This window comes from Nostocoides sp. (assembly GCF_037045025.1).
Classification (GTDB): Bacteria; Actinomycetota; Actinomycetes; order Actinomycetales; family Dermatophilaceae; genus Nostocoides_A.
Genome location: NZ_JBAOHM010000007.1, coordinates 171,150 through 184,644, shown reverse-complemented (window position 1 = coordinate 184,644; position 13,495 = coordinate 171,150). Strand labels below are relative to the sequence as shown.

Genomic DNA, 13,495 nt, shown 5'->3' with positions numbered 1-13,495 from the left:
CCGACGCGCCTTGGGGCGCGCGACGTCAGGTCAGCGTACGCCGGCTGGGGTCTTTGCGCCGAGCCCGCTTGGTGATCGTCACCGCCGCCCCCAGCACCTGCACACCCCCCGGGTGCGCGACGACCGGATCGAGGACGAGCGAGCCGATCTCGGCCATGTCATCGGCGAGCATCGAGACCCGCCCGATGACGTCGGCGAGCGCGGCCTTGTTGACCGCCGGCGCGCCCCGATAGCCGTCGAGCAGCGGGGCGCCCTTGATCGAGCCCATCAGCTCGGCAACGTCGATATCGGTCAGCGGCGGGATCCGGTAGCCGATGTCGCCGAGGATCTCGGTGGGCAGCCCGGCCAGGCTGAAGCGCACCACCGGACCGAACAGCGGGTCCTCCGAGCAGGCCACCACGCACGAGACACCCGCACGAGCCATCCGCTGAACAACCAGGTGATTGGCGTCGAACGGGGCCAGCGCCTCGTCCAGGGACGCGAACGCCGACTCGACCGCGGCCGCGTCCTTCAGATCGATGCGCACGCCGGTCAACACCGACTGCGCCCGGACAAATGGTGACGTCGATTTCAGCACGACCGGGTATCCGAGTCGGGTGGCCGCAGCCGCCGCCTCCTGCGGGCTCGTCACCGGCTCGCGCGTCCACAACTCGATTCCGTATGCCGCGAGCAGGCGCTCCGCCTCGCCCTGGGTCAGGTCGCGCCCGTGGGGCGTCTCGGCGAGCACCTCCTCGATCAGTTCCTCCGCGGCCAGGCGGTCCAGCCCGCGCCGCGGCAACAGCAAGCCCTTGTCCCGGTTGCGCCAGTTCGCATAGTGCGTGGCGGCCGCCAGCGCGCGCACCGCATCCTCGGGAGTGGAATAGAGCGGCAGCTCGCGGGCGGGTCGCTCGATGCCTGGGGCGGCAACAGCGTCCTCATCGAGCTGGCGCCGGACGGGAAGCTCGAAGCGCGTCCCGCCCGTGGTCAGGCCGACCATGCCCACGGTCGTGGCCACGCACGTCTTGGCCGAGCCGGCGACGACATCCCGGATCCGGTCGATGGCCTCGGGCCGGACCGGCTCGATCGGCGGGGTGAAGCACATCAGAACCGAGTCGATGTCTTCGACCTCGGACATCTCCCGGACGGCGTCGGCGAAGTCGGCGAGGTCGGCGTTGGGCGCCACCGTGACGGGGTCGAGTTCGACGCTCAGGCCCGATCCGGCGGCGGTCTCGGCGGCGATCCGGCACAGCTGAGCGGAATTGCCGACGATCCCCACACGGTTGCCGAGCGGTTCCGGCTGATAGATGAGGACCTGGGCGATGTCGAACATCTGGTGGATGCTCTCGACGTGGATGACGCCGGCCTGGGTCATCATCGCGGTGAACGCCTCGGCAGGCACCTGGGTCTCTCGGACCCGGTGGCCCGGAGGTGCGCCATATCGGGACAGGTGCGGCTTGATGACGATCACCGGCTTGACCATCGACAACCGTCGCGCAATCCGCGAGAACTTGCGGGGATTACCCATCGACTCCAGATACAGGCCAACGGCATGAGTGCGGACATCGTCGATGAAGAACTGCATCATGTCGTTGCTGGACACATCGAGCCGGTTGCCTGCCGAGCAGAAGACCGAAAGGCCCAAATGGCGCCGGCCGGCGGATTGGAGCACGGCGATCCCGAGCGGACCGCTTTGCGCAAACAGCCCGAAGTGACCGCCGGGAGGCAGGCTCGGCGCGAGCGAGGCGTTCATGGACACCTCGGCCGCGGTATTGATCAGACCGAAGGACGTCGGGCCTACGACCCGCATGCCGCTGTCGCGCGCCAGGCGCAGTAGGTGCTTCTCCCGCTTCAAGCCGGCCGCATTGGACTCGGCGAAGCCCGCCGAGATCACGACGAGGCCGTGCACGTTGGCGTCGGCGCAATCCTCGACGACCTTCTGAACCCGTTCGGCCGGCACGGCGATGATCACCAGGTCGACCTGCACGGGGATATCGATGACCCGGGGATAGCTCGCCAGCCCGAGGACCTCGCTCGCGTTGGGGTTGACCGCGAACACCTGGCCGGTGAATCCACCCTCGTGAACATGGCGCAGCAGCTCGTAGCCCATCTCGCCCGGGGTCCGGCTCGCGCCGACAACGGCGATGGTCTGGGGGTTGAGCAGCCGCGAGATGCTCACCGACTCGGCGCGGTGCTCGCGCGATAGCCGGACGAGTTCGGACTTCTCGGTGGGCTCGATGTCGAAGTGGACGAGCACGATGCCGTCCTCGACCCGGCGCGAGACGGTGTAGCCCGCGTCGGCGAACACCTTGAGCATCTTGCTGTTTTGCGGCAGCACCTCGGCCGAGAAGCTGGTCAGGCCCTCCTCACGGCCGATCGCCGCCAGGTGCTCCAGCAGCACCGAGCCGATCCCCTTGCCCTGATGGCGATCGGAGATGTTGAACGCCACCTCGGCGTCGGTGTCGGTGAGCCGGTCGTAGCGGCCCACGCCGATGATGTCGCCCCGGTGAGTCGCGACGAGGGCAACCCGCTCGTGGTGGTCGACGTGAGTGAAGCGGTAAAGGTCGCGCTCGCTCAGCTGCTTGATCGGGGCGAAGAACCGCAGATAGATCGACTCGTCCGACTGGCTCAGGTGGAACTTCTGCAGGCCGTCGGCGTCCTCGGGCCGGATCGGGCGGATGTGCGCCACAGCGCCGTCCCGCAGGACGACGTCGGCCTCCCATTCGACGGGATACGGTCTGGCCAGGGCTGTCTGTGCCATGGCGCAATGCTCTCATCCAGGCGGCTGTGTCCCGGCACACCCCGCACCGGTGACCTCGGCCACGCTTGGCCGGCTGCCTCGGTCATGGCGCACACTTGCTCGATGTCGTATGCCGATCTGGTCCGCTCACGCCGGATGACGCGGCGGTTCGCGGACTCGCCCCAGGTGCCAAAACCCCTGGTGAGCGAGTTGGTGGATCTCGCCTCGCGGGCGCCGAGCGCCGGCAACACCCAAGGTGGCGACTATCTCGTGCTCCAGACCGAAGCCGAGCGGGCGGCGTTTTGGCGGGCGGCCAGCCCGGTGGGCGCCGAAAGCGCCTGGCTGAGCGGGGTGAGCGCCGCCCCGACCCTGATCGTGTGCCTCAGCAACGAGGACGCCTATCGGCGGCGGTATGCCGAGCCGGACAAGGCCGCGCGCGGCCGCGGCGAGCCGGCCGAGCAGGACTGGCCGATTCCCTATTGGCACACCGACGTCGCGATGGGGGCGATGACGATTTTGCTCGGCGCGGTCGACGCGGGGCTGGGGGCGCTCTTCTTCGGTGTTCCCGGGCCGGGACATGCCCGCGTCCGGGCGGCATTCGGCATACCGGCTGATCGCGGCATCGTGGGGGTGATCGCCCTCGGCCACGAGCAGCGGCGGGTGCCTAGCCCGTCCCTGGCGCGGCCCCGCCGGCGCGGCCCGGACGTGCTCCATTGGGGGGCCTTCGGCGTTTCCGCAGGCGAGGACGCGGTGGCCCGGGAGACAATGCCCAGCGAGACAATGCCGGTACCGGCTGAAGGAGGCTGACCGCCCATGGCGCGCCCGGGACCCGGGGACCCCGACGGGGGTGAGGAACAGATCGTCGACATCGATGTCAGCGAGGAGATGCGCAACGCCTTCCTCGAGTACTCGGTGTCGGTCATCCACTCGCGGGCGCTACCGGATGCCCGCGACGGACTCAAACCCGTGCAGCGCCGGATCTTGTTTTCGATGCACGAGCTCGGGCTGCGACCCGATCGCGGCCACGTCAAGTCCAGCCGGGTCGTCGGCGATGTCATGGGCAAATACCACCCGCACGGTGACCAGGCGATCTATGACGCGCTGGTGCGGCTGGCCCAGCCGTTCACGTTGCGGATGCCGCTCATCGACGGACACGGCAATTTCGGCTCCCTCGACGCCGGGCCGGCAGCGGCCCGCTACACCGAGGCCCGGCTCGCGCAGGCGGCGATGCTGCTCGTCACCGGCCTCGATGAGGAGACCGTCGACCTCGTCCCCAACTACGACGATCAGTTCACCCAGCCCTCGGTGTTGCCGGCGGCCTATCCCAACCTGCTGGTCAACGGGGCGAGCGGCATCGCCGTCGGCATGGCCACCTCGATGCCGCCGCACAACCTCATCGAGGTGATCGGCGCGGCCCGCCACCTGATCGCCCACCCGGACTGCACGCTCGATGACCTGATGCGCTTCGTGCCCGGCCCGGACTTCCCCGAGGGTGGGCGGATCGTCGGACTCGACGGCATCCGGGATGCCTATCTGACCGGGCGGGGCAGCTTCCGCACCCGGGCGAGCGCCAAGATCGAGAAGCTGACCCCCCGCAAGATGGGCATCGTCATCACCGAGCTGCCCTACCTCGTCGGCGTCGAGAAGGTCATCGACAAGGTCAAGGACCTGGTGCAGGCCAAGCCCGCGAGGCTGACCGGGATCAGCAACCTCGTCGACCTGACCGACCGCAAGAACGGCACCCGGCTGGTCGTGGAGGTCAAGAACGGCTTCAATCCCGAGGCCGTGTTGGAACAGCTCTATCGCCTCACGCCGTTGGAAGACTCCTTCGGCATCAACAACGTCGCGCTCGTCGACGGCCAGCCCCGCACGCTCGGGCTGAAGGACTTGCTGCGGGTGTTCGTCGACTTCCGGATCGAGGTCGTGCGCCGCCGCACCGCCTATCGGCTGGCCCGGCGCGAGGAGCGGCTCCATCTGGTTTTGGGCCTGCTCATCGCCATCCTCGACATCGACGAAGTCATCCAGCTGATCCGCTCCTCGGACAACCGCGCCGAGGCCCGGCAGCGGCTGATCTCGGTTTTCGACCTGAGCGAGGCTCAGGCCGAGTACATCCTGGAGCTGCAGCTGGGCCGGTTGACGAAGTTCTCCCGCCTGGAATTGGAGAAGGAACGCGACCAGCTCACGAGTGACATTGACCAGCTACGAGCGCTGCTCAGCGACGAGAAGCTGCTGCACAAGCTGGTCTCCACCGAGTTGGCCGAGGTCGCCAAGGCCCACGGCACCCCGCGGCGCACGATCCTGCTGGAGTCTGCGGGCGCCCCCGCGGCGGCCAGCGCCCCGTTGGAGGTCGCCGACGATCCGTGCTGGGTGCTGCTGTCGGCGACCGGGCTGCTGGCCCGCACGGCCGGCGCCGACCCGGTGCCCCGCGAGGGGCGGCGCGCCAAACACGACACGATCGTGGGCGCGGTGCGGACCACCGCGCGGGGGTCGCTGGCGGCGGTCACCTCGCGGGGCCGGATGCTGCGGCTGACAGCGCTGGAGCTGCCCACCCTTCCGGCGACCAACGACGCACCGAATCTGTCCGGCGGGGCGCCGATCGCGGCATACGTCGATCTCGGCAAGGGTGAACGCGTCGTGACGATCGCGGCGATCGGAGCCGACGCGCCGAGCCTGGCTCTGGGGACGGCGGCCGGTGTCGTCAAGCGGGTGGTGGCCGACTATCCCCTCGGCCGCACCGATTGGGAGGTCATCGCGTTGCGCCCCGGTGACGAGGTCGTCGGCGCGGTGGAGCTGACCTCCGCGAGCGATGATCTGGTATTTATCACCGCGCAGGCGCAGTTGCTGCGCTTCCCGGCCGGCGCCGTGCGCCCGCAGGGGCGCGCCGCGGGCGGCATGGCGGGGATCCGGCTCGACCCGGGCGACTCGGCGCTCTTCTTCGGGGCGGTCGATCCGGGCAGCGACGCCATCGTCGTCACCTCGGCGGGTGCGTCGGGCGCGCTGCCCGGGACCCAGCCGGGAGCGCTCAAGGTCACTCCGTATGCCGAATACCCGCCTAAGGGACGCGGCACCGGCGGCGTGCGCGCGCATCGCTTCCTCAAGGGCGAGGACACGCTGGTGCTGGCCTGGGCGGGCGCGACCCCGGCGCGCGCCTGCGCCGCCAGCGGCGCGCCTCTCGACCTGCCCGCCGCCACCGGACGCCGGGACGGTTCCGGGGTCCCCGCCGCGGCGGTAATCGCCGCGATCGCCGGGCCGGTGCGCTCGTGACGACGATCGCCGACGTCGCCGCGCTGGCGGGGGTCTCGGTCGCGACCGTCTCACGCACCTTGCACGGCAGCTCGAGGGTCGACCCGCGCACCCGAGAGCGAGTCCTGGCGGCTGCGGCCGAGCTGGACTATGTCGCCTCCCCGACCGCGACGTCGTTGGCGTCCGGGCGCACCCACGTCGTTGCTGTCGTCGCCCCACTGATGAGCCGGTGGTTCTTTGCCACCGTCGTCACCGCGATCGAGCAGGAGTTGCGCGCAGCGGGCTACCACCTGCTGCTCATCACCCTCGACGGCCAGGCGGCGGACTCCGGGCTGCAGTACGAGATGTTCGCCAAACGCGTCGACGGGATCATTGCTCTCAATGTGCCGGCCACCGACGCCGATCTGGCGATGTTGCATCGCCTCGGTGTGCCCGTCGTCGCCGTCGGCATGGCCTTGGATCGCTGGCCCCGGGTGCACATCGACGATGCCGCCGCGGTGCGCACCGCGATCACCCACCTGATCGGACTCGGGCACCGCGAGATCGGGTATGTCGGGACAACCGACACCTCGGTGGCGCATATGTCCACCCCCGGAGAGCGGTCGGCGGCCTTCCGGGCGGCCCTGCGAGAGGCGGGTCTGAGCGTGCGGCCGGAGTGGGCGGTCGATTCGGATTGGACCGCCGATGCGGCCGCCCGCAAGGTCGAGCCGATGTTGCGAGCGGAGCAGCGGCCGACGGCCATTCTCGCGGGCTCGGACGAGATGGCCATCGGCGTCCTCGGGGCAGCGCGCTGGATCGGCCTGCGCGTGCCCGAGGACCTGTCGGTCATGGGGATCGACGACCACACCTTCGCGGCCGTCTTGGGGCTGTCGACGATTCATCAGGATGTGCGTGCCCAGGGACGCCTTGCCGTGTCGATGCTGCTGGACGACCTGCGCGCCGAGGCCGCACCCGCCGATCGGACCGTGGCTCGGACCGTGGAGGTGCCGACCTACCTGATCGCCCGAGAGACAACCGCGCACCCCGAGACAACCGCGCCCCCAGGGGGGTAGCCCTGGTCCGGGTGGCTTAATTCACGACGTCGTGGTCGCTGCCGAGCTCCTCCGGATCGCGGATGTAGGTCTTCTTGGCTCGCAGACCCCGGTTGGCCATCCAGGTCAGCGCCCACAACACGACGCCCAGGGCGAGCAGCCAGCCGGCGATCGTGTATTGCAGCGTGTCGCGTCCGGTCCACGGCCCGACGAAGAAGGCGCACGCGATGGCGCCAATGATCGGCAGCACCGACGGCGCCACGAAGTGGCGCCGGTTGATCCGGTCCTTGCGCAGGATGAGCACGCAGATGTTGACGATCGTGAACACGCCGAGCAGGAGCAGCGCGGTGGTGCCCCCAAGGGCGGCGATGATCTTCCCCTCGGCGCGCTGAGTCACGACGATGATCAGGCCGAAGGCGATCAAGGTGGTGAACAGGATGGACGCATACGGGGTCTGGCGGCCCTTGTGGACCCGGCCGAGGATCGGGGGCAGGACTTCCTGGCGGGACATGCCATAGAGGAGGCGGGAGGCCATCAGCATGTTGATCAGTGCGGAGTTGGCGACGGCGAACATCGAGATGAACGGCAGCAGCTTCTCGATCGGGATGCCTGGCGCAGCGGTCTCGACGACCTTGACCAGCGGCGTCTCGCTATCACCCAGCTCGCCGACCGGCACGATGGCGACCGCGAAGAGGGCGACGAGAACATAGATCAGCCCGGTCACCCCGATGCCGGTGATCATCATCTTGGGGAAGTTCTTGACCGGGTCGTGGGTCTCTTCGGCCATGTTGACCGAGTCCTCGAAGCCGACCATGGCAAAGAAGGCGAGCGAGGTGGCGGCGGTGACGGCGAAGAAGGCGCTCTTGTCGCTCGGGCTGTCGAAGACCATCGTCTGGGAGAAGTCGGTCTTGCCCTGGAAGAGGGCGAAGAAGCCGACGAAGATCACCAGGAGCAGACCGGAGAGCTCGACGCAGGTGAGGACGATGTTCGCCTTGACGCTCTCCCCCACGCCGCGGAAGTTGACGGCCGCGCACAGCGCCATGAACCCCAACGCGATGAGCATCACCAGATTGGTGTTGTCGCTGTCCATCCCGAAGCCCTTGACCAGGTTGGCGGCGAAGGCGCGGGAGGCGGTCGATGCGGAGGTGATGCCGGAGCACATGACGGTGAAGGCGACGATGAACGTCAGGAAGTGGATCCCGAACGCCTTGTGCGTATAGAGGGCGGCGCCGGCCGCCTGGGGGTATTTGGTGACCAACTCCAGATAGGAGAAGGCGGTCACCATCGCAATGGCGAAGGCGACGATGAACGGCACCCAGGCCGCACCACCGACCTCGTTGGCCACCTGGCCGGTGAGGGCATAGACCCCGGTGCCGAGGATGTCGCCGACAATGAAGAGCAGGAGCAGCTTGGGCCCCATGACCCGCCTGAGTTCGGTTTCTTCCTCGCCCGGCAGGCGATCGTGATCCACGGTCTGAGTCATGAGGTCCTCCTGAACGGATCCGGGACGGCACGCCGTCGTGCCAGGGGCAGTGTTGGACGCGCCAACGGGCAGTGTTGCAGGTCACAGCCCGGGGAGCGTCCCTGGACACGGGACCTTTCTAAAATCGTTGCCGACGTCGTATGCCGAGGTCAGGCGTCGATGCGCTCCCGGTCGAGCCGGGCGGCCCCGGCAACGATGAAGTCGCGCCGCGGGGCCACCTCATTGCCCATAAGCAGTTCGAAGGTCAGCCCGGCGTTGGCGGCGTCCTCGACGGTGACCCGCCGCAGCGTGCGCCGGGCCGGGTCCATGGTGGTCTCGGCCAGCTGGTCAGCATCCATCTCGCCGAGCCCCTTGTAGCGTTGCAGCGGCTGTTTGATCGTGCGCCCCCGCTTGGTCAGCCCGGCCACCGCCCGTCGCATCTGGGCCTCGGAGTAGGTGTAGATCAGCTCGTTGGGTTTGCTGCCCGGGTTGACCACCTCGATGCGGTGCAGTGGCGGGACGGCGGCATACAGCCGGCCGGCCTCGACCAGCGGGCGCATGTAGCGGAAGAACAAGGTGATCAGCAGCGTGCGGATGTGGGCGCCGTCGACATCGGCGTCGGTCATGATGATGACCTTGCCGTAGCGGGCGGCATCGAGATCGAAGGTGCGACCCGAGCCGGCGCCGATGACCTGGAGGATCGCGGCGCACTCGGCGTTCTTGAGGGTGTCGGCGACGGAGGCCTTTTGGACGTTGAGGATCTTGCCGCGGATCGGCAGCAGCGCCTGGAACTCGCTGGATCGGGCCAGCTTGGCGGTGCCGAGGGCGCTGTCGCCCTCGACGATGAACAACTCGGTGCGCCCGACGTCGTGGCTGCGGCAGTCGGCGAGTTTGGCCGGCAGCGAGGAGGATTCGAGCGCGTTCTTGGCGCGTTGGGTCTCGCGGTGCAGCCGGGCGCTGATCCGCGACTTCATCTCGGCGACGACCTTCTCCAGGAGCAGCGCCGGCTGCTTGTCGCCGCGCTTGGGCCGCTCGAACCGCTCGGTGAGCTCCTGCTCGACCACCTTGGCGACGATGGCCCGCACCGCGGGGGTGCCGAGCACCTCCTTGGTCTGTCCCTCAAACTGTGGCTCGGCGAGCCGGACGGTGACCACCGCGGTCAGCCCGGCGAGGATGTCGTCCTTGTCGACCTTGTCGTTGCCCACCTTCAGGCGACGGGCGTTGGCCTCCAACTGGCGGCGGAAGACCTTGAGGAGGGCCGCCTCGAAGCCCATGATGTGGGTGCCGCCCTTGGGGGTGGCGATGATATTGACGAAGCTGGAGATCACCGTGTCGAATCCGCTGCCCCAGCGCAACGCGATGTCGACGCCGCACTCCCGGGTCACCTCGGTGGGCGTCATATGGCCGCGACCATCGAGAACCGGCACGGTCTCGGTGAAGGTATGCATGCCTTGCAGCCGCCACACATCGGTCACGGGTGAGTCGGTGGCGAGGAACTCGACGAACTCGCCGATGCCGCCCTCGTGGACGAAGACCTCCTCGTGTGGGCCGTCCACGCCGGGCGTGCCCGGCCGCTGCCGCTCGTCGCGCAGGATGATCGTCAGCCCGGGCACGAGGAAGGAGGTTTGCCGGGCCCGGGAGCGCAGCGCCTCGTCGTCGAACTGGGCGTCGCTGACAAAGATTTGCCGATCGGCCCAGTAGCGCACCCGGGTGCCCGTGCGGCCCCGCGGGGCCCGGCCGACGATCGCCAGGGTCGGGGTCTCCTCGAAGGCGGTGAACGGCGCGTCCGGGTCCGGCCCCTCGGGCGGGTCGGCATACAGGCCGGGCTCGCCGCGGCGGAAGCTCATCGCGTGCACCCTGCCGGAGCGCTCGACGTGCACGTCCAGGCGAGCCGAGAGCGCGTTGACGACCGAGGCACCGACGCCGTGCAGGCCGCCGGAGGCGGTATAGGAGCCGCCGCCGAACTTCCCGCCGGCGTGGAGCTTGGTATAGACGACCTCGACCCCGGTCAGACCGGTCCGCGGCTCGATGTCGACCGGGACCCCCCGGCCGTTGTCGGCGATCTCGACCGACCCATCGGCGTGCAGGGTCACCTCGATGCGGTCGCAGTGACCGCCTAGAGCCTCGTCGACGGCGTTGTCGATGATCTCCCATACGCAGTGCATGAGGCCGCGGCCGTCGGTGGACCCGACATACATCCCCGGCCGTTTGCGGACGGCTTCCAAGCCCTCCAACACCTGCAGGTGGTGGGCGGTGTAACTGGTCTCACGTCCGCTTGGCGGCACCCGGGGGGTCCTCTCATCGATGGTCAGCGCCACCGTAACCCGTGCCACCGACAGCACCTCCCAGGCTCGCGGGCGAAGGCGTCACCGTCTTGTCATCCGTTAAATGGCGCCCGGGAAGCTTCCGACGTGCTTGACTGTTGCAACCGAGGAAGACACGAGCGCCCGAGACGATCGAGCGAGAGAAGGTAGTGACGTGACACCGGTGTTGGACACCCCCCTGACCGCGGCGGACCGCTGCGACCGTTGTGGCGCCCAGGCCTATGTCCGCGCGCGCCTGCACGCCGGCGGCGAGCTGCTCTTTTGCCTGCACCACTCCAAGGAGCACCTGCCCAAGCTGCGCGACCTCGCCGAGATAGACGACGAGACCGCTCGCCTGATCGAGACGCCGGCGTTCACCGGGCCACAGAACTGAGGCGCGCGCCCTCGTGCAGCTGGTCGGGTTGGACGTCTTCGGTGACTCCGCGGCCGCGACCTGGGTCCCCGGGCTGATCATCATCGCCGGGATCCTCGGCGTCATCGTCCCGGTCATCCCCGGCTTGATCGTCGCCCTGCTGGGCGTCTTGATCTGGGCGCTCGATCAGGGCTCCACCGGCGGCTGGATCGTCTTTGCGATCTGCGTGCTGCTGTATGCCGCGGGCCTGACCTTGCAGTTCCTCATCCCGGGCCGGCGGATGAAGGCCGCCGGGGTCGCGAACTCGACGCTGTTGATCGGGCTGCTCGTCGGGATCGTCGGCTTCTTCGTCGTCCCGGTGATCGGTGGCCCGCTCGGATTCGTTCTCGGGATCTATTTGGTGGAGCTGAGCCGCTCCCAGGACAAGGCCCGGGCGTGGACCTCCACGAAGGCGGCGTTGCGTGGCGTGCTGCACAGCATGGGCATCGAACTGCTCGCCGGCCTGGCCATCTTGACCACCTGGGTCATCGGTGTGATCGCGACCTGAGAACTACCAGCCGTTGCGGCGCTTCTCCCAGCGTGCTTCCATCCGCTGCATAAAACTTCCCGACGACCCGCTCGAGCCTGCCCGACGGGACCGTTTGCCACCGGGGATTCGTCGCGTGGCTCCCGATCCGCCGCCGCCGTCACGCACGACGCGCAGCGCTGCTTTGGCGGCCCGGGGCGGGGCAAAGGCATAGGCCAGCGCCGCCACCATCAACGCGAAGCCGACCGCACCGACAATCCAGGTCGTGCTGATGCCCACGATGACCAGGCCGAGCCCGGCAAGCGCACCGACGGCACCGATGACATGCCGCTTGTGGGACGGCCGCGCCGCCCCTTGCATCTGGGTGGCGAACCGGGGGTCTTCGGCATACAGCGCCTGCTCCATCTGGTCCAGGAGGCGCTGCTCGTGGTCTGACAGCGGCATCGCCGACCTCCTCCGAGAGCTGATGGCCCGGGCCAGCGAGCCCGGTTCAGTGGAATCGTATGTCCGATCAACGCCCCGTGCAGGGAAAAGGTTGCATCTTCTTGCCGTGCGACGGTGATCGTCCAATCTCAGGATAATTCGCGCGGCGCCTGCGGGGAAGGGTGTCGCTCCCCGCGCAGCAGGGTGGCCGGGCGTACACTGCCGCTCCCGAAGCGGGCGGCGGCCCGATCGATGGCGCGATCGGCTTCTCGCCAACCGAATTCGGGCTCGTCGAGCGTCGGCTGGACGCTCGCGCGGCCGACCGGGATGAGGTGTTCGACGCGCACCCCCACCAGCCGCAGCCGGGCACGTTGCAGGCCGAGAGCGTCATACAGCGAGCGGGCCGTGGCGAAGACCTCGGTGCTGACGTCGGTGGGATCGCGCAGGGTGCGGCTGCGGGTGATCGTCGTGAAATCGGCGAAGCGCACCTTGATCGAGACGGTGCGGCCGACCAGGCCGGCGGCACGCATCCGGCGGGTGGTCTTGACGGCCAGCCGCAGCAGCTCGCGGTGGATGTAGTCGGCATCGTCGACGTCGACGGGGAAGGTCTCGTCGGCGCCGATCGAGCGCTCGCGGTGGACCGGCTCGACGTGGCGGGGATCGCGTCCCCACGCCAGGTCGTGCAGATGCGCACCGGTGGCCTCGCCGAGGGCCCGGCGCAGGGTGTCGCGCGGGGTGTGCGCGATGTCGGCGACGGTGGCCAGCCCGAGCCGAGCGAGGTGCTCCTCGGTCTTCTCCCCCACTCCCCACAGCGCCCCCACCGGCAGTTGCTGGACGAAGGTGACGACCTCGGCGACCGGGACGACGAGCAGGCCGTCGGGTTTGCACAGGCTGGAGGCGAGCTTGGCGACGAACTTGCTGGGCGCCACCCCGACCGAGCAGGTGACGCCCTGCTCGTCGTGGACGGTGTCGCGGATCTGCTGGGCGATGTGGGCCGGGGAGCCGAGGCGGCGGATCGCCCCGGCGATGTCCAGGAAGGCCTCATCGAGGCTGAGCGGCTCGACGATCGGGGTGATGCTCGCGAAGGTCTCCATCACGGCGTCGGAGATGCGCGAGTAGAGGTCGTGATCGGGCGAGATCACCGTGGCCTGAGGGCACAGCCGTCGGGCCCGGCCCATCGGCATCGCCGAGGTGACGCCACACGCGCGCGCCTCGTAGGTCGCCGAGAGGACCACGCCCCGGTTGCCGGCCCCGCCGATGATGACCGGGGTGCCGACGAGTTCGGGGCGGGACAAGAGTGACGCGGAGGCAAAGAAGGCGTCCATGTCGACGTGCAAGACCGTGCAGCCGGTGTCGTCGGGTGGGCCGTCGCCGGCGCGGGGCGGCGGTTTGAACTGGCGGCGGGTCACCGCTTGCCT

10 protein-coding genes are annotated in these 13,495 nt (G+C 69.0%); 5 read left to right on the top strand and 5 right to left on the bottom strand.

Annotated elements, in window-relative coordinates; translation table 11 throughout:
- Positions 1 to 25: 25 nt before the first annotated feature.
- On the bottom strand, positions 26 to 2,737 hold the full coding sequence (locus tag V9G19_RS05495; protein ID WP_462284483.1) for a bifunctional acetate--CoA ligase family protein/GNAT family N-acetyltransferase: 2,712 nt from the start codon (positions 2,735 to 2,737) through the stop codon (positions 26 to 28).
- A 102-nt stretch (positions 2,738 to 2,839) separates the two neighbouring features.
- Here V9G19_RS05495 and V9G19_RS05490 point away from each other — a divergent pair, with 102 nt between their 5' ends.
- Genes V9G19_RS05490 through V9G19_RS05480 form a run of 3 tightly spaced genes read left to right on the top strand, consistent with a single transcriptional unit; the run spans position 2,840 to position 7,011 of the window.
- Positions 2,840 to 3,523 carry a nitroreductase family protein gene (locus V9G19_RS05490; RefSeq protein ID WP_462284482.1) on the top strand — a complete coding sequence of 228 codons (684 nt, stop codon included), beginning with the start codon at positions 2,840 to 2,842 and terminating at the stop codon, positions 3,521 to 3,523.
- Between the two features lie 6 nt (positions 3,524 to 3,529).
- Positions 3,530 to 5,980, top strand: a complete 2,451-nt coding sequence (locus V9G19_RS05485) for a DNA gyrase/topoisomerase IV subunit A (protein WP_462284481.1) — start codon at positions 3,530 to 3,532, stop codon at positions 5,978 to 5,980.
- Positions 5,977 to 7,011 carry a LacI family DNA-binding transcriptional regulator gene (locus V9G19_RS05480; RefSeq protein ID WP_462284480.1) on the top strand — a complete coding sequence of 345 codons (1,035 nt, stop codon included), beginning with the start codon at positions 5,977 to 5,979 and terminating at the stop codon, positions 7,009 to 7,011. Before V9G19_RS05485 ends, V9G19_RS05480 begins: the two co-directional genes overlap by 4 nt.
- Before the next feature lie 16 nt (positions 7,012 to 7,027).
- On the opposite strand, the gene V9G19_RS05475 is transcribed toward V9G19_RS05480, so the two are convergent.
- Positions 7,028 to 8,473 (bottom strand): APC family permease, encoded by a 1,446-nt coding sequence (locus V9G19_RS05475; RefSeq protein WP_462284479.1) that lies wholly within the window; start codon positions 8,471 to 8,473, stop codon positions 7,028 to 7,030.
- 149 nt (positions 8,474 to 8,622) lie between these two features.
- The gene (locus tag V9G19_RS05470) at positions 8,623 to 10,737 is read right to left on the bottom strand and encodes a DNA gyrase/topoisomerase IV subunit B (RefSeq protein ID WP_462285029.1); all 2,115 of its coding nucleotides are present in this window, start codon (positions 10,735 to 10,737) and stop codon (positions 8,623 to 8,625) included.
- Between the two features lie 193 nt (positions 10,738 to 10,930).
- Here V9G19_RS05470 and V9G19_RS05465 point away from each other — a divergent pair, with 193 nt between their 5' ends.
- Together V9G19_RS05465 and V9G19_RS05460 are read left to right on the top strand one after the other, a co-directional pair.
- Positions 10,931 to 11,149 (top strand): DUF7455 domain-containing protein, encoded by a 219-nt coding sequence (locus V9G19_RS05465; RefSeq protein WP_462284478.1) that lies wholly within the window; start codon positions 10,931 to 10,933, stop codon positions 11,147 to 11,149.
- 13 nt (positions 11,150 to 11,162) lie between these two features.
- Complete coding sequence (locus V9G19_RS05460) at positions 11,163 to 11,675, top strand: DUF456 domain-containing protein (protein WP_462284477.1); 513 nt, start codon at positions 11,163 to 11,165, stop codon at positions 11,673 to 11,675.
- 3 nt (positions 11,676 to 11,678) lie between these two features.
- Here the strand turns inward: V9G19_RS05460 and V9G19_RS05455 are convergent, their stop codons facing one another.
- A complete protein-coding gene (locus V9G19_RS05455; protein WP_462284476.1) occupies positions 11,679 to 12,098 on the bottom strand; it encodes a DUF3040 domain-containing protein in 420 nt (139 codons plus the stop codon).
- A gap of 128 nt (positions 12,099 to 12,226) precedes the next feature.
- Positions 12,227 to 13,486, bottom strand: coding sequence for a DNA polymerase IV (gene dinB / locus V9G19_RS05450; protein ID WP_462284475.1), 1,260 nt, complete (start codon positions 13,484 to 13,486; stop codon positions 12,227 to 12,229).
- Positions 13,487 to 13,495: the final 9 nt, after the last annotated feature.

Coding starts and splice junctions, on each gene's coding strand:
- V9G19_RS05475 (WP_462284479.1), bottom strand. CDS start 8,473: ATGACTCAGACCGTGGATCACGATCGCCTGCCGGGCGAGGAAGAAACC.
- V9G19_RS05485 (WP_462284481.1), top strand. CDS start 3,530: ATGGCGCGCCCGGGACCCGGGGACCCCGACGGGGGTGAGGAACAGATC.
- V9G19_RS05495 (WP_462284483.1), bottom strand. CDS start 2,737: ATGGCACAGACAGCCCTGGCCAGACCGTATCCCGTCGAATGGGAGGCC.
- V9G19_RS05455 (WP_462284476.1), bottom strand. CDS start 12,098: ATGCCGCTGTCAGACCACGAGCAGCGCCTCCTGGACCAGATGGAGCAG.
- V9G19_RS05490 (WP_462284482.1), top strand. CDS start 2,840: ATGTCGTATGCCGATCTGGTCCGCTCACGCCGGATGACGCGGCGGTTC.